Genomic DNA, 21,161 nt, shown 5'->3' with positions numbered 1-21,161 from the left:
ATCGGGGATCGGGGATCGGTTACATAACTGATCCCCAGCCAAAAGCTTGGTAACGAGGGATCGGGGGCTGGGGGTCGGATACGCATGCAATCCCCAACGTCTTTGCTAGCCCACGCATGCTTACGATAGCCAAAAGCTCATAGCCTTAGCTTTCGTGTTCTTCGCGATCTTCGCGGTTTCGACAGTATGGGATTAGGAGTTGAGGTCGGGGACAGGGGATCAGGTACATAACTGCTCCCCTGCCAAAAGCCTTATCTTCTCTGTGCCTCTGCGTTAAACGGTAGGGGTCAGGGGCTGGGGATCGGATACGGGTGCAATTCCCAACATCTTTGCCAGCCCACTCATTCTTCCGATAGCCAAAAGCCCTTAGCCTTAGCCTTCTCATTTCCCGATCCCCGACCTCCAACAACCGACCCCACTTACTACTGACCGCGATCTTCAAAGATCGCGGTGCGCACGCCAGCCCAGCGTTCGCGGATCATGCCTGCGAGGGTGCGCAAACCCCAGTGTTCAGCGCGTTTGATGCCGGTGCTAAATGCAGCGATGTTATTGGCGCGGCAGCTAGCTTGGGATGATTCGCGCAGGATTGGGGTGAGGAAGGCTTGAGCGCCACGGTTGGCAGCTTCTTGAACGAGGGTTGGCGTAATTTGATTAACAATCGCCACCTTACGGATCGACTGGACGTTATTTTCCCAAACCTCATCAACCCCGCCATACATATCCATCACCAAACGTCGCCATTCAGCAGGCGTTACTGGCTTGGGCAAATCGCCGACCATGCCCAAGGGACGGCCACTTTTATCGGCCATGGGCGAGCGCCCGCGCAAACCCAAGACCTCGGCCAAACGCGGCACAAAGCCAATCGTCAAGCGTTCGTCAAAGGGTGCGCCTGCATATAACACCCCGCGAGTTGGTGGCACCGTATCACGATCGAGTTGTTGCGGGCGATGCAAAAAGATCGCATCAAGATCTTCGTGTTCGAGCCAGGATGGCAAGGTCGGCCATGGATCGAGCGCAAAGCCCATGCGGCGAATTGGCCGCACCGACGAAATATAGATCGTACCCCGTTCTTCACTTGGAAAGTACTCGGTCTCTAGAATGGTTTGCAAGAAGGTAGAAAGTTCAGCGAGGTTTGGCATGATGCAGACTCCAAGTAACAACAAAAGGAAGCCCGGAGGGCTTCCCTTCCGTAATAGGGTTCCACGCTGGAAAGTTAGGCGCGAATCAGGCTGGTATCTTTGTGCTTTTCGCCTTCATCGATCAACATAATTGGAATCCCATCTTCAATTGGGTAGCGGTAGCCATTCCGTGGGTTGAGCAACCATTCTTTGCCATTGGCATCGCTGTACAATTCAACTGGCTTTTTATCAACTGGGCACGCCAAAATTTCCAGCAACTCTGGGCTAATTGAACGTTTGGTGTTGCCAGCGCTGACGGCATTGGTGTTTGAAGCCAAATTGCTGACAGGAGCCAACTCAAATGCTTGATCAGCCTTATATTGTTTATAAACCCGATAAACCAAGGCCCCTGCACCAGCGATGATACCGAAGCGCAACAATTTACCAAATTTCATGCATTCCTCCTAGCAACACGCAGCGCATTCAAGGCTTGCTGCGCGGTTTTCACAAACTGAATTATTTTGTTGAGATCTTTGATTCCAGCGGTTTCGATGCCGCTGCTGACATCAACACCCCATGGTTCAACTGCTTGAATTGCTTGGGCGACATTGGTTGGTTCAAGTCCGCCAGCGAGCAATAATGGCGTTGTTTGCGCCAATCGCCGCGCTGCTTCCCAATCGGCCAATACGCCAGCCCCACCGTATGAGCCTGGCACATGGGCATCGACCACCAAGCGAATTCGCTGCTGGCCTTGGGCTATATCATACCATGCTTGCTCGCTGTTTTGATTGGTTAAACGCACAGCTTTCAGCAATGGCAGCTGAATTTGCGCGCTGATGGCAATTGGTTCATCGCCGCTGAGCTGCACCACATCAAGGCCAACTGCTTGGGCAACTTCATTAATCTCGCTTGCAGGCGCATTAGCAAATACGCCGACCAACTGACACTCAGTTTCAGTCGCGCGCACTGCTTGGGCAATCGCTTGCGCTAAGTTTAGGTCAATTTGACGTTTGCTTGGCGCGAAGATCATGCCAATCAGGTCTGCGCCTGCCGAAGCCGCTGTAACAGCGGCCTCGACACTACGCACACCACAGATTTTAATCGCCTGCTGCGGCCAACTCACGCTTGTTCTCCGCTTTCGCTGGGCGTGACTTTTTTGCGGCGACGCGGCTTGGCTGGCTCGGCAGCAACTGGCGCTTCGGCCACAGGCTCGGTTTTTTTGCGGCGGGTGGTTTTCTTGGGTTTTTCTTCAACAACTTCTGCTGGCTCAGCAGCTTTGCGCTTGCCACCACGTTTTTTGGGCTTTTCAGCAACTGGCTCGGCCACAGCTTCAACCACTGGTTCGGCAACTGGCTCGCTGACAATTTCAGCAACTGGCTCGGCCACAGCTTCAAGCACTGGTTCAGCCTGATTATTAGCGGCAATCGCTTCAGCAACACTCAGCGGCACAATCGATTTACGGCGGCGGCTGGGCTTGCGTGGCTTGATTGCTGCATTTGATGCAGCGCCGACGGGAGCTTCATAATCGATTGGCTCAGCAAACGAATAATCTGCATCGCTATCAGGCAATGGCTGTTCTTCGAAGCTTTCGGGCAAGGCTACTTCGTCGATTGGCGCAGTGTAATCGTCGTCAATCGCAATTGCTTGACCACCGATCATCGCAGGCAACAAGCGAGGCTCTTCCTCAACCAAATCGGGCAAGTTTGGGCCATCATCAAATTCGGCAATGTCGCTTGGCTCAAAGCTTGTACCAGCAGCATCATGCTGTTCTGGATTGAGCACAAGTCGATAGTGGGCTTTGGCTCCGCGATTTGAGCGTTGCACTTTGCCTTCATTAATCGCCTGTTTGATCAATTCCTTCAAAGCATTATTGGTCAATTCAAGTTCTGCCGTGTTGCGCATTTCGCGCAAATCGTTAAAGATGTCGGCAAACGGCACAGGCTCGCTGTAGACACCCATCACTTGATAGAACAATTGCCATTCGCGCTCGCCAAAGCTAAAGCCTTCGGGTAACGCGGGAACCAAGACCGTTTCGCCCAATTCATCGGGCACAATATCGGCGGTTGGTTGCTCGGTGCGGCTACTGCCACGGCGGCGACGGCGGCGGCCATTGCGATCACCACGATCGCTGCTTGCCGCTGCGTCTTCGCTGTCACTCAATTCCATTGGTTCGTCGGCAATGCCAATTGTTTCAATCGTAATTGGCGCAATTGCTTCTGCTTGCAATTCAAGCTCTTGTTCAAGCTCGCGCTCTGCTTCAACCGACGGCAGATCTTCGGCAAATTGCGAGAGCTTGTAGGGATCTTCATCGGGCAAGAACACTTCGTTGACCGTGCCACTGGTGAAGATTTGAATCTTGCCAAGGCGTTCTGCTTCGCGCACAAAATCGGTAAATTTGGTGAATGGTTTGCCCTGAACGTCGCGATAGCGGCTTTCCTTGAAGTTGGGCATCAACTCTTTCATCAAAACTTTGAGCGAGCCAAACGAGGTGACATAGCCACGTTTACGCGCTAAGTGCAAGGCCTCAACCAATTTATCGTAGATCGCTGCATCGGGGTTGGTTGGCGTTGTGGTCACGACTGGCGTAACGCTTGGCGCTGGGCGCACGACAATTTCGGCTGGCTTTTCGACAGGCTTTTCGGCGCGTGGCTCTGGTTTTTCAGCCCGCGAATCAAGCCGCTCGAAATGGGGTTCACTGGGTTTTTCTGGGCGTTCGCTGCGATCGCGGCGGCGTTCATCGCGGCCATTGCGCTCGCCACGTTCGCTGCTACGTTCGTTGCGCTCATTACGCTCGCTACTGCGTTCTGGGCGTTCGCTGCGTTCGTTGCGCTCAACCCGTTCTGGGCGCTCAACGCGCTCGAAGGTTTTTTCGCTGCGATCGTGGCGTTCGTTGCGGCGGCCACCCATTGGGCGAATATCGACAATTTGTTCGTAGAACAAAAATTCATCGGCGCTTTGGGCAAGGTGGCTTGAAGCAGCTCCGCCAATGCCAACGATAATGACATCTTTGCCTTCTTGGCGCACACAGTTGACCAAAGCGATAAAATCGCGGTCGCCGGTGATAAAGATATAGGCACCGATGTTGGTGCGGGTGTAGAGCGTGCGCATGGCATCGATACACATGTGCATATCAACACTATTTTTGATTGGACGACCCATACGGCCTTCGTCCTTATCATAATAGTAGGTTGGCACATACATCGGCTCAATATTATTGGCAAAGAGGGCACTGGTAATGCGTGGGTAACGATACCAATCGGCGTAAGCGCGGGCTACAACAACACGGCCATAGTCTTCGCAGCGTTCCATCAAGGCTTCGAAATTGGGGGTAGCGTCGAACTTCTCTCGAACTGAAACATAAATGTTCTCGAAGTCGATAAAAACCGCAACATCCTGCTTGGGTTTGTTCATAGGGATTCCAATGTGCTCCTGGGTAGTTCTTTGTTTCTTGGCATGCCATTAAATTTCTGGCGAGTGATCGAGTACGGTCACCCATTACCGCTTCAAACTACCAACAATTAGGCAAATACAATTTGATACGTGACGACATCAAACCAGTTGGAATGATGTATTGCGTGGGCGGCATCGCCTCTCATGGGATACTCAACGCGGCTAGTATACCATATCATCGCTGTCTGTATAGCCCTGAATTTGCTAGCGGGGGTTGGTAGTTGGGGATCGGGGATCGGACATTGGATTAATGCGCCAATTAACGCATTCAGAATTAGCTCCCGACCCCCAGCAGCCAACTGCCGATCCCTGCTGTCTGTATAGTCCTGAATTTACTAGCTGGGGGTTGGTAGTTGGGGATCGGGGATCGGCCACTGAAATTAATCATTGGATTAATGCACGAATCAACGCATTCAGCAATTGCTCCCGACCCCCAGTAGCTAGTCCCCGATCCCCCATAGTAACGTTTGACGCACATGCCATGGGTAGGTAGAATGATCAATGCTAGGCGAAAGCGATTCGTCAGGCTCAAGGAGTAGAGTAATTTGTATGCAACAGCCCTATAAAATAGCACAACCGCAACTCTCAAAACTGCCCAAATATCTGTTTTTGACGATGCGGCCCAAGCAGTGGGTCAAGAATATTTTTGTCTTTGCAGGCTTAATTTTTGCCAACGATATGCTCTTGACCAATCCTCAGAGCTTATTACGGGTGCTCGCAACCTTTGGCCTGTGGTGTTTAATCGCTAGCTCAATTTATCTGATCAATGATCTGGTGGATATTGAAAAAGATCGCGATCATCCGAAAAAACGCTATCGCCCGCTGGCTAGCGGCCATCTTGCACCAAGCAGCGCAATTGTCGCAACCCTGATCTTTTTGGGCATTGGCTTGCCCTTGGCCTATACCCTCAGTCGGGGCGTAGCAATTATTCTAGCTGTCTACGTCGTAATGCAATTGGCCTATTCGTTTCGGCTCAAGCATGTGGTGATTCTCGATGTGTTTATCATTGCCGCAGGCTTTGTGTTTCGCACGGTTTCGGGCGCGGTGGTGTTGCGAATTGATATTTCACCGTGGTTGTTAATTTGTACTGGGCTGTTGTCGTTGTTTTTGGCCTTGGCCAAACGCCGCCACGAGTTGGTTTTGCTCGAAAGTGGCGCTGGCAGCCATCGCCGCGTGCTCGAAGAATATTCAACTGAGCTGCTGCAAGAAATGATTTCGCTGATTACCGCCAGCACCTTGATTGCCTATATCTTGTATACGCTGAATCCAACGAATCCTCATGTGCCAACCAGTCCTTTTCCATTGATGTTGATCACCGTGCCATTTGTCATTTATGGTATTTTCCGCTACCTCTATTTGGTTTACAAAAAAGATGAAGGTGGTAGCCCAGAAGAATTATTGCTTAAAGATTTGCCAATGCTAGCCGATATTGTGCTTTGGGGCATAACGGTTGTGGCAATTATGTATATCTTTCGCCAATAGGAGTTGGTTATGCAAACACCTCGTTCACCGTGGTTGGATCGCCTGTTTAGCCTCGCAAACCTCGCGATTATTCCAGGTTGGCTGCTGATGATCGGCGCACCACGTTCACGCTGGACACAACGGGTGATCAACGATGATCGCTTTTTTATTGGGATGGGCGGTCTCTACGCAGCCATGTTGGGTGGCGCACTCGCTGAAAACGATGGCAAAGGCTTTAATTTCAGCTCAATGCTCAATCCAACCCTCGATTCGATTGGCAAGTTGTTTCAAGAGGGCGGCCCCAAGGGCACATTTGCTGGCTGGACGCATTATTTAATCTTTGATTTCTTCGTTGGGCGGGCGATTTTGCGCGATGCTCAAGAGAAAAATATTCCACACTGGCTGATTGTGCCAGCCCTAATTTGCACCTTGATGAGCGGGCCATTGGGCTTGGCCTACTATCAAGTGCTGTTGCGCGTGCGAGGTGCAGCGTGAACGAACGCCCAATCCGGCGCACGCCGCTGATTCGCATGTCGGATATTGTGCTGCCCGGCCAGACCAATAACCATGGCACGATGTTTGGTGGTGAAGTGTTGGCGATGATGGACCGCGCGGCGGCGATTGCTGCAATTCGCTTTTGCCGCCAACAAGTCGTCACCGCTTCGACCGAACGCATCGATTTTCGCACGCCGATTCATCATGGCGATTTGGTCGATATGCTGGCCAAGGTGATTTACACCGGCACAACCTCGCTGATTGTGCGCATCGATGCCTGGGCCGAAGACCCAATTTCTGGCGAACGGCGCTGGTGCACAACCGGCTTCTATTCGATGGTTTCGGTGGGCATTGATGGCCGTCCAACTGCGATTCCGCGTTTGTTGGTCGAAACGCCAACCGAACAGGCCGATTGGGAGCATGGCGCGAAGATCAAAGCCTTGATTAGCGAACGGCTCAAAGCCAACGATGCGCCGATTCCCGCTGATCCTCTGACGTTCTAGAATTTCATGCCCTCACCCCAACCCCTCTCCCACTGAATGCGGGCGAGGGGCATTTTTTTGAAGCGTTTTTTGATTAACGAGGTGAATTATGCAAGCGATTGTGTTTGATCAGGCTGGTGATGCTGAGGTTTTGAAATTGGCCGAAGTTGCCGATTTACAACCACAAGCTGGCGAATTGTTGATTCGAGTACATGCAACTGCCGTCAACCGCGCCGATATTTTGCAACGCCGCGGCATGTACCCAGCACCAGCGGGAGCGTCGGAGATTTTAGGGTTAGAAATTGCTGGCGAAGTGATTGGCCATGGCGCGGGAGTGACAGCGCCAGCGCTTGGCACGCGAATTTGTGCCTTGCTACCAGGCGGCGGCTATGCCCAACAAGTCGTGATTCCGGCAGAGCTGGCAATGCCAATTCCAGCCAATTTGAGCTACGAACAAGCAGCTGCCATTCCCGAAGTCTGGATGACCGCTTATGACAACTTATTTAACTGGGGTCGTTTGAGCGCTGGTGAACGCTTGTTGGTGCATGGCGGCAGCTCAGGTATTGGCACGGCGGCGATTCAACTGGCAGGTTGGCGCGGCGCTGAAGTGATTATCACTGCTGGCTCAGCGGAGAAAATTGAGCGCTGTCGTGAATTGGGGGCAAGCGCTGGTATCAATTATCGCACTGAAAACTGGCCTGAGCGTGTGCAAGAACTGACCGATCACCAAGGCGTTGACGTGGTGTTGGATATGCTAGGAGCCAGCTATTTCAATGATAACTTGGCCAGCTTGCGGGTTGGCGGGCGCTTGGTGATTATTGCAACCATGGGCGGGGCGCAAACCGAGCTTGATCTGCGCATGCTAATGCTCAAACGATTGACGATATGCGGCACGACCTTGCGCGCGCGCCCAATTACCGCCAAAGCTGCGCTGACCCAACAGATGATTCAGGATGTATTGCCTCGTTTTGCAGATGGCACATTTGAGCCAGTGATTGAAGCGGTCTTTGATTTGGCCGACGCTAGCGCTGCCCATCGTTTGCTAGAATCAAGCCAGCACGTGGGCAAAATTGTGCTGCGCGTGAAGTAGACGAACAGAGAACATAGAACATAGTTTTGATCCACGAAGGACACGAAGGGCACGAAGGACGATAGCTATAGGCAATTGGCTATGGGCTATCGGCTTTTCCTATTCCAACCCATGTCCGATAGCCAAAAGCCCATAGCCATCGTTGCTCTGCGCCTCTGCGTTAAATTTCCGATCCACGAAGGGCAAGAAGGAGACGTTTTTAGCCACAGATTGCACAGATGTTGAGGAGGAGGCTATGGGCTTTTGGCTTCTACCTTTTGGCTTTCATCCCTCATCCTTCATCCTTCATCCTTTTGCTCTGTTCTATGTTCTTTGCTCTATGTTCTATGGGTTGGGCAACTTTTGATGGGGAAAGACTTTAACCGCCGAGCCTTTGGCCAAAACGACCGAATAGGGCGTTTCGTTGGCAAGCCAAGCCCATTGCGGGCCATAGATCGCACCCCAATCGAAGTGCAGTTGGTAACGCTCCACGGGATACACATCCCACTCAGGGTGCTCAACCCGATAGATAATCGGCTTGCCATTGCGCCTGCGCCCAAAACCCCATTCGTGTTCTTTGAAAAAATGTTCAGTGCTTGCAGCATCAGGGTGATAGAGCTGATTGCTGGCGTTCAGCTTGACCAAATTGGTTTGGCTTTGCCAGTATAACGTGTGCTCAACCGTGATTTGGCCTGGGCTGTGCTGGGTTTGGCTTTGCAAAGGTGCGGCCACATATGGCTCGTTGTAGATCACGTTCGCGAGAGTGGCAACTAGCCATTGGGGCACGATTTCGCGCACAAACACCACGCCGCGTTGCTGGCCACGGCGCACATAAAAGCGCAAATTCATCTCGGCAAAGTTGCGAAAGCCGGGCCAAGCCACGCCTAAAACCTTGGTTTGCAGAAAATCAAATACTACCAAACTAACAAACGCTGAGCCATCGCGCCGATCAAGCTCTAAGCCATTTGGCAAATAGGGCTGTAAAAGTTGATCTGGCACTGCATACGAGATCAAGCCAAGATTGGCCCATTGGGCCGTTAAAAATGCAATCGTCATGCTTGCTCCTTGGTGGATTAGGGATCGGGGTTCAGTGTTCAGTCAAGCGTACTAACCCATAATTTTGCCACAGATTGGCACAGATTCTTGGGATTATGATTGTGCCAGACCAAAGCCCATAGCCAAATTCCCTCTGCGTTAATAATTAATCCACGAAAGGCACGAAGGATCAAAACCGCGAAACACGCGAAGGTTTTTAGCCACAGATTGGCACAGATTCTTGGGATTATGATTGTGCCAGACCAAAGCCCATAGCCAAAAGCCATCCTTCCTCTGCGTTAAACGATTGTATGTCTATAGGCTATTGACTTCTGGCTTCTGACTTCTGGCTTCTGACTTTTGATTTTTGACTTTTGACTTCTGACTTTTGAGTTGCCCCCTATGTTCTATGTTCTATGTTCTATGTTCTATGCTCTATGCTCTATGTTCTCTGTTCGTCTGCTATACTGAGGCCAATGGTTCTTTAGCTTCGGTAGGCCGATTGATGCAACCTGCAAGCCTCAGTATGTTGACCCCAACCCCGCTGTATCCAGCCCATGCTGGCGCGAAAACCCATAGTCTCAATGCTTTACGGCAATTAAGTCAGTATTATACCGTCGATAGTTATTGTTTAACCAAGCAACCTGAAGCCGTTGATTGGGGGCCGCTAACGCAATGGTGTCGCGATTTGCGGGCGTTTGCACCAACCAAACCAACTCGGCGCAACCTCGACCCGCCAGCGGTTGATTTGGAGTTTTCGCAGCCGATGCTGGATTATTTGCAACAGCGTTGGCAGCAAGCGGCCCCGAATTTGCTGCAACTTGAAGGCACGACGATGGCCCAATATGCGCCGTTTGCACGGCGTTTGGGCGTGCATGCAACTATTTGTACCGTGCACCAAGTTGGGTTTGTGGCCCAGTGGCGACGTTTGCAACGTGAAAAAAGCTGGCCGCTGCGTGCCCGCCGCCTAGCAGGATTGCTCAGTTTATGGCTCTATGAGCAGCGAGCCTTGCGCCATTGCGATTTGTTGGTCACGCTCAGCGAGACTGATCAACAAACCTTGGCTCGTTGGCAGCCAAAATTAAAGATTGTGACCGTGCCATCAGGAGTTGATTTAACTGAATGGCCATTGTGTCGGCAGCAGCAAGCGCCGCAGCAAGTGCTGTTCGTGGGCAATTATTTTCATCCGCCAAATGTTGAAGGCGCTTTGTGGCTAGCCCGCGAGGTTTGGCCGTTAGTCCAAGCTCAAATGCCTGAAGCGCGATTAATGCTAGCAGGGCGCAGCCCCACGACTGAGATTCAACAATTGGCGAGTGCTACAATTGAAGTGCTAGGCACAGTCGACGATTTGCGCCAAGTTTATCGTCAAAGTCGGGTCGTAGCAGCACCAATTTTTTGGGGTAGCGGCGTGCGGATTAAAATTCTCGAAGGCTTGGCGGCGGGCTTGCCATTGGTAACAACTGCGTTGGCTGCAGAAGGCTTGCCACTCAAACCAGAAGAACATGCCCTATTTGCCGAACGCCCAGCAGATTTTGCCGCAGCGCTTGTACGCATCTTGCAAACCCCAGCTTTGGGTGCACAACTTGGCGATGCAGGCCGCCAGTTAATTGCCGATCGCTACGATTGGCGCGCAATTGGCCTGCAATTACAGCAACACTATCAGGCCTTACTTTAGCAAGGAGCTTGCGCATGGAAATGGATCATGTGGCGGTTGTTGTCAACAATATTGCTGAATCAACTGCGTGGTATGTTGCGCAATGTGGCGCACAAGTGTTATATGCTGACGATACATGGGCTTTTTTGCGCATTGGTCAAGGCAAGTTGGCCTTGGTCATGGCCTATCAACACCCGCCGCATGTGGCGGTGCGTGTTGATGAAAACCAGCTGAATGCCCTTGCAGCCCAGCACAATCAGCCGATTGATCGCCATCGCGATGGAACCAAAGGCTTCTATCTGCGCGATCCCAACGATAATGTGCTCGAAGTTATTTGCTACCCACCAGCAGAAACGGTTTACACTGCGGGATGAGGGGTCAGGATTCAGGGGCTAGGGTTCAGGGGTCAGAAATTGTCAACCGAGAGCATAGAGCATAATCAAACTAATCTGTGCAATCTGTGGCGAATAAAAGGATGAAGGATGAATTATGAGGGAGGAAATTTTCATCTGCGCAATTCACGTTCTTCGTGGATCAACGAGTAACGCAGAGAATCCATGGCTATAGACTCTAGGCAATTGGCTTTTGGGACTATGAATCTGAGCTAAGCTGGGCAATTTGTGGCGAAAAACTGAACCTTCGTGGTGCGTAGAGGTGTCGGGGGCTAGGGGTCAGGGGTCAGAAATTGTCAACCGAGAGCATAGAGCATAATCAAAATAATCTGGGCAATCTATGGCAAAAAACTGAACCTTCGCGATCTTCGCGGTTTCAAGCCTTCGTGGTGCTTAGTCGTACTTCATGAATCAAATTTACGAGGAGCATGATGACTGATTTTGCTGATGAAAACAAGGATCGCCAACTGCTTGATGCGATTCGTGGTCGGGCCTCAATGGAAGATATTGCCAATCTGCGTGGCCCTGAAGTCAGTACACCTGCGGCAGCAATTGAGGCGCTGAAACTGGGCAACGAACGCTTTTTTAGCGGCGAAACCCAGCGCACCGTAGTGAGCGTCAATCAACGTCGCTCGCAAATTATTAGCCAAACTCCATTTTCGGTGATTCTTGGCTGCTCGGATAGCCGCGTACCGCCGCAGATGATTTTCGACTGTAATTTGGGCGATTTGTTTGTGGTGCGGGTGGCTGGCCAAATTGTCGATCAGGCAACGCAGGGAAGCATTGAATATGCGATCTCGCATCTTAAGTGCAAGTTGATTGTGGTTATGGGCCATGAGGGCTGTGGCGCAGTTAAAGCAGCGCTAGCTAGCGACGAGCAAATTGCCAAAGAATCGGCCAATATTCGCTATCTGATTGATCAAATTCGGCCTGTGTGTCAGCGTTTGCCAGCAATTCGCGACGAAAAAGCTCGCATGCGCGAGGCCGTAACCCAGCATGTGCGCGCGCAAGTAGCGCTTTTACGCCAAAACCCAGTTGTGCAAGGCTATGAAGCGGCTGGCACAATTGCTGTCATCGGAGCCTACTATGAGATTGGCAGCGGCGCTGTTGATTTCTTCGTTACCCCCGATGAACTAGCGTTTGATTAGCAACAAGGGGAAAAGAACATAGAGCAAAGAGCATAGAACATACCACTGCGTGAGTTTCGCGTTCTTCGTAGTTGCGAAATGAGTCACCTCCTGAAGCCTAATCGTTAACACAATTAACCTTTCCATCTATTGTTCTACGTTCTTTGCTCTCCAGCTCCTTCATTTGCACAATGGAGTGCTATCCGTAATAATGCAGCGTTAAAGCTACTCCAGTCATGGAAGGACACCTCGGATATGCCTTCGCCAGTGCCAGATGGACACGTTCGCGGCGCGTTGCTGCCAATTGGCGGTGCAATGGATTTGCACCGCAGACGGTTAATTCTATTACGCTTCTTCGACCTTGCAGGTGGAACCAATGCCCGCATCGTGGTTATTCCCACCGCCTCGGAACTACCTGATGGTGGCCGCGAATACCTTGAGGTCTTTGGCAATTTAGGCGTTGCCAGCGTCGATCTGCTGCCAGTGCGCGAACGGATCAACGCCAATGATCCCAAGGCGCTTGAAATTATTTCCCACGCAACGGGCATTTTCATGACCGGCGGCAATCAATTGAAGCTCACGGCTGTGCTTGGTGGCACACCAGTTGCCACTGCTATTCGGCGAGCTAACGCGCGGGGGGTTCCGGTGGCGGGCACCAGTGCAGGTGCGTCGGCGATGAGTGCACATATGATTGCATATGGAGCCAAAGGGCTGGTACCACGCTATGGCATGGTGCAGTTTGGCCCAGGGCTTGGCTTAACCAATCGGGTCGTGCTTGATCAACACTTTGGCGCACGCCATCGGCTTGGGCGTTTAATTGCGGCAGTCAGCTTTAATCCATTTCTGATTGGGTTGGGCCTCGATGAAAACACCGCCGCCGAGATCGATGATGATCATCTGATGCAGGTGATTGGCGAAGGCTCAGTGACGGTAGTCGATGGCTCTGGCATTACCTATAGCAACATTCACCAGCTGAAAGTTGGCCAAAAAGAGGCCATCGTTGGCGTGAAATTGCATGTACTGACCCGTGGCTGGTCGTATGATCTGATCAAACGTGAGGTCATTCCGCCAGTGGTTATGCCACCCTTGCCTGTGGCTCCACGGCTTGAGCAACCTGCTGCCGATAGCGATATTGTCTAAACCTTGGTGCGTTAGCCGCTCGTGGTACAATACGGCGCAACGTGGTTCAACGCTGCGCCACCCACTTTCCCTATTTCCCCAAAATTCTAGCCTACCCATTGCCACTATTCTGTGGAGGTTTCTCGATGAAAATTCTCGACACGCGCGTCTATCGTGGGCCTAACTATTGGTTGTATAAGCCAGCTATCAACATGACGGTTGATCTCGAAGAACTTGAGGCTTATCCAACCGATGTATTGGGGGATTTCGTTGATCGTTTGTTGGCGCTCGTGCCAAGTCTCGATGATCATCATTGTTCGTTGGGACGACCAGGTGGCTTTGTGGAGCGGCTGCGCAACGGCACATGGCTTGGCCATGTGATGGAGCATTTGGCACTCGAATTGCAGTGTTTGGCTGGAACCTATGTCACCCAAGGCAAAACCCGTGGCACTGGCCAAGAGGGCCAGTATTTTGTTATTTTTCAATATGGCCAAGAGGATGTTGGCATCGAGGCAGCCAATTTGGCGCTGCGCTTGATTCAATTTTTGCTGCCAGCAGAATTGCCTTCAGCCATGCCCGCCGCCGAACGCGCGACCTTCGATCTGGTGCGCGAAAAGGAAGATTTGGCTCGTATGGCGGTGCGATTGGCATTTGGACCTTCCACAGCTTCGTTGGTCAAGGCCGCCGAAGAACGCGGGATTCCATGGTTGCGCTTGAACCAACATTCGCTGGTGCAATTTGGCCATGGCAAATATCAAAAACGCATTCAAGCCACAATCACCTCGCAAACCAGCCATATTGGGGTCGAAGTTGCCCAAGATAAGCAATTGACCAACAAATTGCTTGAGGATGCTGGCTTGCCAGTGCCACGCCAACGCGTGGTGCGTTCGGCTGAGGGTGCGGTTGAAGCAGCGCGGCGCTTGCGCTATCCTTTGGTGGTCAAGCCTTTGGATGCCTCGCATGGACGCGGGATTTCGATTGGCCTAACGACCGAGGCCGAAGTTGAGGTCGCGTTTGCCCAAGCCCAAGAGCATCGCTCGTATGTGATTGTTGAAGAATTAGTGCCAGGCAGCGATCATCGGGTATTGGTGATTAATGGCGAGGTCGTCGCGGTTTCAGAGCGCGTGCCAGGCCATGTAGTTGGCGATGGCCAGCGCACGGTCGCCGAATTAGTCGAGATCGTCAATAGCGATCCACGGCGCGGGGTTGGTCACGAAAACGTCTTGACGCGGCTTGAAATTGATCATCAAGCTGAGCGCTGCATGGAAAAAGCTGGCGTAACCTTGGAAACGGTGCTCGATGCAGGCCAATTGCTCTATTTGCGCTCAACTGGCAACCTTTCAACTGGCGGCACGGCGATCGATCGCACCGATATGATTCATTACGAAAATGCGCAAATCGCAATTCGCGCTGCTAAAATCGTGGGCTTAGATGTGGCTGGGATCGATTTTATCATTCCCGACATTAGCCGTCCGGTGAGCGAAGTTGGCGGCGGGATTGTTGAAGTTAACGCAGCACCAGGCTTTCGCATGCACGTTGCGCCTTCCGAAGGCACGCCACGCGATGCAGCTGGCCCAGTTATCGATATGCTGTTTCCAGCGGGCACACCGAGCCGCATACCGTTGGCTGCGTTAACTGGCACCAACGGCAAAACTACCACTGCCCGCATGACCGCCCACATTCTCAAAATGGCGGGCTACCTCGTTGGCATGACCAGCACCGATGGCATTTATATCGACGGCGAGCGGGTGTTGCGCGGCGATATGACTGGGCCAAAATCGGCGCGCATGGTGCTGCGCGACCCAACCGTTGATGCGGCAGTGCTCGAAACGGCGCGCGGCGGCATTTTGCGCGAAGGCTTGGGCTACGACGAGGTGGATGTTGGGGCAATTCTCAATATTAGTGCCGATCACCTTGGCCTGCGTGGGATTGACACGCTTGAAGAGATGGCCAAAGTTAAATCGCTGATCATCGAAGTGATCAAGCGTGATGGCTGGGCCGTTTTGAATGCAGATGATCCATTAGTGGCCAAAATGATCAGCCGCACCCGCGCCAAGCCCTTCTACTTCAGCTTCGATCCGGCCAATCCGTTGGTGCGCGAACAAGTGCAAAACGGCGGACGGGCAATTGTGGTCGAAAAAGGGGTCAACGGCGATATGGTGACTCTCTACGACAAGGGTCGACATATTCCGCTCTTATGGACGCACCTGATTCCCGCGACTTTGGAAGGCCGAGCCAAATTTAATGTTGCCAATGCCATGGCAGCTGCGGCAATGGCCTATAGCTTGGGCATTAGCATCGAAAACATTCGCCAAGGGCTGCGCACCTTCACGACTTCGTTCTACCAAACGCCAGGCCGCTTGAACGTTTTTGATGAACACCCATTCCGCGTAATTTTGGATTATGGGCATAATCCGGCGGCGGTCGGCAATCTGGTTGATGTCGTTCGTCAATTGCCACGTGAAGGCAAAGCGATTTGTGTCATTTCGGTGCCAGGTGATCGGCGCGAAGTTGATGCTCGTGAGATTGGGCGCTTGCTCGGCTCAGGGGTATTCGATCAGATCATCATCAAAGAAGATACCAGCTTGCGCGGACGCAAAGAGGGTGAAATGCCTGGCTACATTCGCGAGGGGTTGATTGACGCTGGCTTTGCTGAGAGCAACATTCAATACCACCGCCAAGAGCGCGAGGCAATTGCCTTGGCCTTAGATTCGGCGCAGCGTGGCGATTTGTTGATGATTTTTGCCGATGAGCCAACCGATGCTTGGAAGCAGATTATCTATTGGCGCAAGCAGCGCGATACCCAAAGCAAAGTTGGGCGTGTGATTTAGATCGAGGGGTCGGTTGTTGGGGGTCAGGGGTCAGTTGAGCCACGAATTGCACAAAGGCTTGTTTTAACCACAGATTGCACAGATTTTTTGATGATGTTCTTCCTAGGCCATAACCTGATCCCCAGTCCCCGACCCCTGATCCCCAAATGTTCTATGCTCTGTGTGTACTGGTTCATTGGATTAACAATGAGGAGCATGCACTCACCCCCTCTCCCACGAAAACGCGGGCGAGGGGGAGTTAACGCTGATTTCCCAGCGATCTGGGTGAAAAAGCCCCTCTCCCGCGCACGGGAGAGGGGTTGGGGTGAGGGGATCTTAACAACCGATCCTCAACCCCTATGCTCTATGTTCTATGTGTAATGGTTCATTGGATTGACAACGATGAGCATGCCCTCACCCCCCAACCCCCTCTCCCACTGGACGCGGGCGAGGGGGAGCCGACCGTTTCTCACCAAGGAATTGGGGGAGAGCTACGGTGTTAAAGCCCCTCGCCCGCGCACGGGTTGGGGTGAGGGGATCTTAACAACCGATCCTCAACCCCTATGCTCTATGTTCTATGTTCTATGCTTTTTTCTGCTCTTTCTTCGGTTCAACTCGTAATGTGCGTTCGGCGGTGTAGCGTACCAAGCCTGGTGGGCCGCCTTTGATTTTGCGCACATGTTTGCGCAGCGAAATATCGACTTCAACTGCCCCATCATTGCGTGCTGATGAATAGTAGGCCGCCAGTTGGGCTGCTTGTTCGAGCGTGCGCGGCGGCACAGTTGCAGCTTGCATGCGGATAATCACATGGCCACCAGTGCGTTCGCGGGCGTGCAACCAATAATCCTCTGGCTGACCAAGCTTAAAGGTCACTTCATCGTTTTGGTCGGCGCTACGGCCCACGAAAATCGTCCAACCATCGGGCGAAATCACGCGCAACGGGCCACGACCAACGCTCGAATTGGGCTTACTCTTGGCTTTGCCAATGGTTTGGCGCAACCAGCCGCCAGCAATCAACTCGCGCTCAAATTGCTCGATTTCAGCGAAACTCTCGGCCAAACTCAGCAAATCGTTAGTTTGTTGCAAATATTCTGCTTGGGCCTCGGTTTGTTCCAACAGCTGCGGCACATCTTCCAACGCGCCTTTGGCTTTGTCGTACTCGCGAAAACGAGCCTGGGCATTCTCCACCGCAGACAATTTTGGATCAAGCGTGATTACACCTTGGTCAAGCAATAATTCACTTTGGCCAGGTTTGATCGCATAAATATAGCCAAAAATCATTTCGCCTTCCCAGCGCAATTGTTCAAGTTGTTCGACGCGTGCCAGTTGAGTGCGCAATTGATCGGCCTTGGTTTTGGCGCGGCGTTGAGCTTCGGCCACCCGTTCGAGCAAGGCATCACGGCGTTGAGCATGGGCCGTCACCTGATCAAGCTCGGCAAAGGCGGTTGCCAAAGCCTCATTCATGCTTGGGTAGGCTTCGCTATGAGCTTGATGCTGCAAACCAAACGCGGCGATGCCAATCGGCTTACCTTCGGCGTTGCGAGCTAAGGTTGGTTCAATCGTCGCGAGGCTGGTTAATTCGCGCAGCTGGTTGGCGATGGATTCAAAATCAAGTGCTGGCGAAATTTCGACGCTGGTTGCACCTGTTGCGCGCCAAGCAATTTCGCGCCCAGTTTGCGGCGAAACCCCACTATATTCAGTTACCAAGGCTTTGGCCAAATCGCCGCCCAAGGCCGCAATCGCGGCGGCGGTTGCCGTGCGCGGGTCGTTTTTGCCTTGGCTTGGCGGCCCTTCGTACATACTACGCGGCATAATTGGGCGTTGCGAACGCTGCGGGTTATAGTGGCGAATGCTTTCCAAGACCAAACCATTATCATCAACCAAAATAAGATTCGATGAATGGCCGATAATTTCTAGTACCAACTCACTATAACGCGGCGTAAGCATCACCTCATCGTCGTCATCCTCATCAGGCTCTAGTTCCTTGCGAGGAATTGGCATCTTGGCTATACTGAGCGAAATAACCCGTTCCAATGGCGCAGATTCGATCTTCGTGATTCGTCCGCCGCGAACATATTTGCGTAACAACAATAACAAAGGCGAATCGGCATTCGGGTCACGGGTTAGTTTGGTTGGCACGGTATGCAGGCGGGCAAATTTGGGATTGGCCGAAAGCAACAGCTGGTGGCGCTGGCCATCGGCATAGACTTCAAAGCCCACGCTATCGGGATTTGGCAAAACCACCTGTTGAATTTTGCCGCCAACCAAAATCTGTAATTCAGCGACAATCGCTGCTACAACAAGCGCATCAATGTGCATAGACGATTCTCCTTCATGGCTCAATCGTACTCAAGCATTGGCGGATCGTCAATAATTTAGCAATCCTTAGTTTAGGAGGCATTGTGTCACACCCAGAACTCAACCCGATTTTGCACAACCAGGCTCCTGTGCCGCTATTCGTGATTATTTCAGGCCCATCAGGGGTTGGCAAAGATACGGTGTTGATGCGGATGCGCGAATTTGGCATGCCCTTTCATTTTGTGGTCACCACCACCAGCCGTGGCCAACGCCCAGGCGAATTAGAAGGCTTTGATTATAATTTTATTTCCAAAGATGAATTTGAAACCATGATCGCCAATGATGACCTGTTGGAGCATGCCGTGGTCTATGGCGAATACAAGGGGATTCCCAAATCGCAGGTGCGCGATGCACTTGCCAGTGGCAAAGATGTGATTTTGCGGATCGACGTGCAGGGCGCTGCGACCATGCGCAAATTAGTGCCCGATGCAGTTTTGATCTTCATTGTGCCACCATCGAGCGCCGAATTGGCCAACCGCCTGCGCCTGCGCCGCACCGAATCGGCAGAAGGCTTAGAGCAGCGCATGGCCTTGGCCGAAGAAGAAATGGGCCGCGTCGATGAATTCGATTATGTGGTGATGAACCCTGAATCACGACCCGACGAAGCAGCAAGCATGATTCAAGCAATTATTCGGGCTGAAAAATCGCGTATTCGCCCCCGCCGGATTAAACTCTAAAACCTCAATTGGGCTTAATCGGTCAAGCGTGGCTGGTTAAGCCCATTTCCTCAGCATCTCTTCATCAAAGTAGCACTTTCGGGCAAACCAAAAAACCTCTATAATACTTATTAATCTATGCTCCACCGCAGGGTTGCATTGGAGTGTCTGTGTGGCTCCGAGGATTGAACAACATGACCACTGCATTGGTTACCGCCTCTACATCGAGCTTGCCAATGGAGCTTATTCAGCGCTATGGCATTGAATTAATTCCATTTACCATTCAATTTGTCGATGGCAATCTGCGCGAAAGCGAAGATGTCTCACTCGATGAATTTTATCGCCGTTTAGTTCATGAAGATGTTATTCCAACAACTGCGCCTTCGTCGGCAGGCCAGTTTATTAATTATTTTCGTCAACACCCAGCCGATGACATCATTGTGATTCATGTTGGTTCGATGCTTAGCCAAAGCTATGCCAACGCCATGCAAGCAGCTTCACGGGTTCAAGGCCGCATGATTTATAACATCGATTCACGTCAATTTGCGCTTGGCACCGGTTTATTGGTGCTCGAAGCCGCCGAAGCCATGGCCAGTGGAGCTAGCGCCGCAGCGGTCGTTTCGCAAATCGAACATCAAATTCCGAATATCTTGACCGTGGCCTCGCTCGAAACCGTACGTTATTTGCGGCTGAGCGGTCGTTTGGGTCGCATTGGTGCAATGGCAGCTTCGCTCTTGGGCATCTACCCAATTTTGGGGCTTGACCGCAAAGGCCAAGCAGAGATGGTTGGCCGCGCTCGCTCGCGCGCCGATTCGCTGACCATGATGATTCAACAAGCAAAAGAGTTTGTCGGCAGTGCCAAAATTCGGCGCATGGGCATTTTGCACACCAACGTGCAAGCAGAAGCAGAGGCCTTTGCCAAACAGGTTGCCGAGCATTTTCCAGGCATCCCGTTGTTAATTTCCGATGCTGGCCCAGTTTTGGCCGTACACGGCGGGCCGGGCGCATTGGGCATTTCGGTCTTGCGAGAAGAAGCCTAAATTATGCATTTGTTTCGGCGCGTTCCCAGCATTCACGATTTGGCGATGCGGCCACTGCTTGAGAGCGATCTCGCACCGCTCATGGGTTTGCTTGAGCAAACACCTTGGGCTTCGCTTTCGATTCCCCACGATGAGTTTGGCCTAACTCTCAGCGATCAACTGAGCATTGTTTTGGAATACAACGGCAAATTGTGGGGCTGTGTGCTGATGGGCTACGCAGTTGGCCCCATTGCCTGGATTCGCGCGCTGATCGTGCATCATTCGTTGCGCCCCGCCGAGGCGGTAACGACATTTTTGCAGGCTGCCGAACAGTATGCCAAGGCCCGAGGAGTTGAGCGCTTGCTGCTGATGAGCGACGAACGCGATGCGAGTTGGCTCTTGCCGTGGGTTTTGCACGAAGGCTATCAGCAACAACTCGATGTGGTGGGCTACGAAAAACGGGCAATGCACATTCCTGCTTGGGGCAATACTGGGGCGTGGATTCGCCCAGCAACAGCCGCTGATGTGCCGATGATTGCCAAGATCGATGCTGCGGCCTTTGCCGCCGAATGGGTCAAAAGTAGCACAATTCTGGCTGGAGTTTTTCCGGTTGCGCCATTTTATATTGTGGCCGAACTCAACCAAACGATTGTGGGCTATGCCTTTGCAACCGTGCACCATGGCGGCATCATGGCCCATCTCGTGCGGATTGCGGTCGATCCGACGCTGCAAGGCCAAGGCATTGGAGTGCGGCTTTTGGCCGAATTGGTCGATTGGTGTAGTTTAAACGGCGTGCAGTTGCTTTCGCTGAATACCCAAAATACCAACCAACATGCCCAACGGCTCTACGAGTGGTTTGGGTTTATGCGCAACGGCGAACGCCAAACTGTTTTAGTCAAAGATATCTAAGCGTGGC

At 52.2% G+C, this 21,161-nt stretch carries 18 protein-coding genes; 12 read left to right on the top strand and 6 right to left on the bottom strand.

Annotated elements, in window-relative coordinates:
* Positions 1-422: 422 nt before the first annotated feature.
* From C5S61_RS09000 to C5S61_RS27080, 4 genes are all read right to left on the bottom strand, one after another.
* Positions 423-1,139: a Nif3-like dinuclear metal center hexameric protein gene (locus C5S61_RS09000; RefSeq protein ID WP_054534533.1), complete on the bottom strand. Its 717-nt coding sequence runs from the start codon at positions 1,137-1,139 to the stop codon at positions 423-425.
* A gap of 74 nt (positions 1,140-1,213) precedes the next feature.
* The gene (locus C5S61_RS08995; RefSeq protein WP_164689300.1) at positions 1,214-1,573 is read right to left on the bottom strand and encodes a Trm112 family protein; all 360 of its coding nucleotides are present in this window, start codon (positions 1,571-1,573) and stop codon (positions 1,214-1,216) included.
* Positions 1,570-2,241: a phosphoribosylanthranilate isomerase gene (locus C5S61_RS08990; RefSeq protein ID WP_110514724.1), complete on the bottom strand. Its 672-nt coding sequence runs from the start codon at positions 2,239-2,241 to the stop codon at positions 1,570-1,572. Before C5S61_RS08990 ends, C5S61_RS08995 begins: the two co-directional genes overlap by 4 nt.
* A complete protein-coding gene (locus C5S61_RS27080; RefSeq protein ID WP_205701378.1) occupies positions 2,238-4,529 on the bottom strand; it encodes an NYN domain-containing protein in 2,292 nt (763 codons plus the stop codon). Before C5S61_RS27080 ends, C5S61_RS08990 begins: the two co-directional genes overlap by 4 nt.
* A 588-nt stretch (positions 4,530-5,117) precedes the next feature.
* Between C5S61_RS27080 and C5S61_RS08980 the strand changes: the two genes are divergently transcribed.
* The 4 genes from C5S61_RS08980 to C5S61_RS08965 all read left to right on the top strand — a co-directional run bounded on the left by C5S61_RS08980 (position 5,118) and on the right by C5S61_RS08965 (position 8,096).
* Complete coding sequence (locus C5S61_RS08980; protein ID WP_110514723.1) at positions 5,118-6,050, top strand: decaprenyl-phosphate phosphoribosyltransferase; 933 nt, start codon at positions 5,118-5,120, stop codon at positions 6,048-6,050.
* A 9-nt stretch (positions 6,051-6,059) separates the two neighbouring features.
* Positions 6,060-6,524, top strand: coding sequence for an ABA4-like family protein (locus C5S61_RS08975; protein WP_110514722.1), 465 nt, complete (start codon positions 6,060-6,062; stop codon positions 6,522-6,524).
* Complete coding sequence (locus C5S61_RS08970) at positions 6,521-7,027, top strand: acyl-CoA thioesterase (RefSeq protein WP_012190778.1); 507 nt, start codon at positions 6,521-6,523, stop codon at positions 7,025-7,027. The genes C5S61_RS08975 and C5S61_RS08970 overlap by 4 nt, the downstream gene beginning before the upstream one ends.
* An 88-nt stretch (positions 7,028-7,115) precedes the next feature.
* Positions 7,116-8,096 (top strand): NAD(P)H-quinone oxidoreductase, encoded by a 981-nt coding sequence (locus C5S61_RS08965; protein WP_110514721.1) that lies wholly within the window; start codon positions 7,116-7,118, stop codon positions 8,094-8,096.
* A gap of 324 nt (positions 8,097-8,420) precedes the next feature.
* Here C5S61_RS08965 and C5S61_RS08960 read toward each other — a convergent pair whose 3' ends face one another.
* Positions 8,421-9,131 (bottom strand): YqjF family protein, encoded by a 711-nt coding sequence (locus C5S61_RS08960; RefSeq protein ID WP_110514720.1) that lies wholly within the window; start codon positions 9,129-9,131, stop codon positions 8,421-8,423.
* Positions 9,132-9,615: 484 nt separating this feature from the next.
* Here C5S61_RS08960 and C5S61_RS08955 point away from each other — a divergent pair, with 484 nt between their 5' ends.
* From C5S61_RS08955 to cphA, 5 genes are all read left to right on the top strand, one after another.
* Positions 9,616-10,785 (top strand): glycosyltransferase family 4 protein, encoded by a 1,170-nt coding sequence (locus tag C5S61_RS08955; RefSeq protein WP_164689299.1) that lies wholly within the window; start codon positions 9,616-9,618, stop codon positions 10,783-10,785.
* Between the two features lie 14 nt (positions 10,786-10,799).
* Positions 10,800-11,138 (top strand): VOC family protein, encoded by a 339-nt coding sequence (locus C5S61_RS08950; protein WP_110514718.1) that lies wholly within the window; start codon positions 10,800-10,802, stop codon positions 11,136-11,138.
* A gap of 449 nt (positions 11,139-11,587) precedes the next feature.
* On the top strand, positions 11,588-12,304 hold the full coding sequence (locus tag C5S61_RS08945) for a carbonic anhydrase (protein WP_110514717.1): 717 nt from the start codon (positions 11,588-11,590) through the stop codon (positions 12,302-12,304).
* A 234-nt stretch (positions 12,305-12,538) separates the two neighbouring features.
* Positions 12,539-13,423 (top strand): cyanophycinase, encoded by an 885-nt coding sequence (locus C5S61_RS08940; protein ID WP_110514716.1) that lies wholly within the window; start codon positions 12,539-12,541, stop codon positions 13,421-13,423.
* Positions 13,424-13,548: 125 nt separating this feature from the next.
* Positions 13,549-16,233, top strand: coding sequence for a cyanophycin synthetase (gene cphA, locus C5S61_RS08935; protein WP_110514715.1), 2,685 nt, complete (start codon positions 13,549-13,551; stop codon positions 16,231-16,233).
* A 561-nt stretch (positions 16,234-16,794) separates the two neighbouring features.
* Here the strand turns inward: cphA and C5S61_RS08930 are convergent.
* Positions 16,795-18,531: an Rqc2 family fibronectin-binding protein gene (locus tag C5S61_RS08930; RefSeq protein ID WP_110514714.1), complete on the bottom strand. Its 1,737-nt coding sequence runs from the start codon at positions 18,529-18,531 to the stop codon at positions 16,795-16,797.
* Positions 18,532-18,614: 83 nt separating this feature from the next.
* Here C5S61_RS08930 and C5S61_RS08925 point away from each other — a divergent pair, with 83 nt between their 5' ends.
* From C5S61_RS08925 to C5S61_RS08915, 3 genes are all read left to right on the top strand, one after another.
* Positions 18,615-19,247: a guanylate kinase gene (locus C5S61_RS08925; RefSeq protein ID WP_110514713.1), complete on the top strand. Its 633-nt coding sequence runs from the start codon at positions 18,615-18,617 to the stop codon at positions 19,245-19,247.
* 173 nt (positions 19,248-19,420) lie between these two features.
* On the top strand, positions 19,421-20,266 hold the full coding sequence (locus C5S61_RS08920) for a DegV family protein (RefSeq protein ID WP_110514712.1): 846 nt from the start codon (positions 19,421-19,423) through the stop codon (positions 20,264-20,266).
* A 3-nt stretch (positions 20,267-20,269) separates the two neighbouring features.
* Entirely contained in the window at positions 20,270-21,154 is an 885-nt protein-coding gene (locus C5S61_RS08915; RefSeq protein ID WP_110514711.1) for a GNAT family N-acetyltransferase, read from the top strand.
* Positions 21,155-21,161: the final 7 nt, after the last annotated feature.

It is taken from the genome of Herpetosiphon llansteffanensis, from assembly GCF_003205875.1.
GTDB lineage: Bacteria > Chloroflexota > Chloroflexia > Chloroflexales > Herpetosiphonaceae > Herpetosiphon > Herpetosiphon llansteffanensis.
The sequence above is the reverse complement of the archived record's forward strand: the minus strand, read 5'-3'. Positions and strand labels throughout refer to the sequence as shown.

Excerpts from the sequence above, each read along its gene's own strand:
- C5S61_RS09000 (WP_054534533.1), bottom strand. The coding sequence starts at position 1,139 with ATGCCAAACCTCGCTGAACTTTCTACCTTCTTGCAAACCATTCTAGAG.
- C5S61_RS08995 (WP_164689300.1), bottom strand. The coding sequence starts at position 1,573 with ATGAAATTTGGTAAATTGTTGCGCTTCGGTATCATCGCTGGTGCAGGG.
- C5S61_RS27080 (WP_205701378.1), bottom strand. The coding sequence starts at position 4,529 with ATGAACAAACCCAAGCAGGATGTTGCGGTTTTTATCGACTTCGAGAAC.
- C5S61_RS08980 (WP_110514723.1), top strand. The coding sequence starts at position 5,118 with ATGCAACAGCCCTATAAAATAGCACAACCGCAACTCTCAAAACTGCCC.
- C5S61_RS08975 (WP_110514722.1), top strand. The coding sequence starts at position 6,060 with ATGCAAACACCTCGTTCACCGTGGTTGGATCGCCTGTTTAGCCTCGCA.
- C5S61_RS08965 (WP_110514721.1), top strand. The coding sequence starts at position 7,116 with ATGCAAGCGATTGTGTTTGATCAGGCTGGTGATGCTGAGGTTTTGAAA.
- C5S61_RS08960 (WP_110514720.1), bottom strand. The coding sequence starts at position 9,131 with ATGACGATTGCATTTTTAACGGCCCAATGGGCCAATCTTGGCTTGATC.
- C5S61_RS08955 (WP_164689299.1), top strand. The coding sequence starts at position 9,616 with ATGCAACCTGCAAGCCTCAGTATGTTGACCCCAACCCCGCTGTATCCA.
- C5S61_RS08950 (WP_110514718.1), top strand. The coding sequence starts at position 10,800 with ATGGAAATGGATCATGTGGCGGTTGTTGTCAACAATATTGCTGAATCA.
- C5S61_RS08945 (WP_110514717.1), top strand. The coding sequence starts at position 11,588 with ATGACTGATTTTGCTGATGAAAACAAGGATCGCCAACTGCTTGATGCG.
- C5S61_RS08940 (WP_110514716.1), top strand. The coding sequence starts at position 12,539 with ATGCCTTCGCCAGTGCCAGATGGACACGTTCGCGGCGCGTTGCTGCCA.
- cphA (WP_110514715.1), top strand. The coding sequence starts at position 13,549 with ATGAAAATTCTCGACACGCGCGTCTATCGTGGGCCTAACTATTGGTTG.
- C5S61_RS08930 (WP_110514714.1), bottom strand. The coding sequence starts at position 18,531 with ATGCACATTGATGCGCTTGTTGTAGCAGCGATTGTCGCTGAATTACAG.
- C5S61_RS08920 (WP_110514712.1), top strand. The coding sequence starts at position 19,421 with ATGACCACTGCATTGGTTACCGCCTCTACATCGAGCTTGCCAATGGAG.
- C5S61_RS08915 (WP_110514711.1), top strand. The coding sequence starts at position 20,270 with ATGCATTTGTTTCGGCGCGTTCCCAGCATTCACGATTTGGCGATGCGG.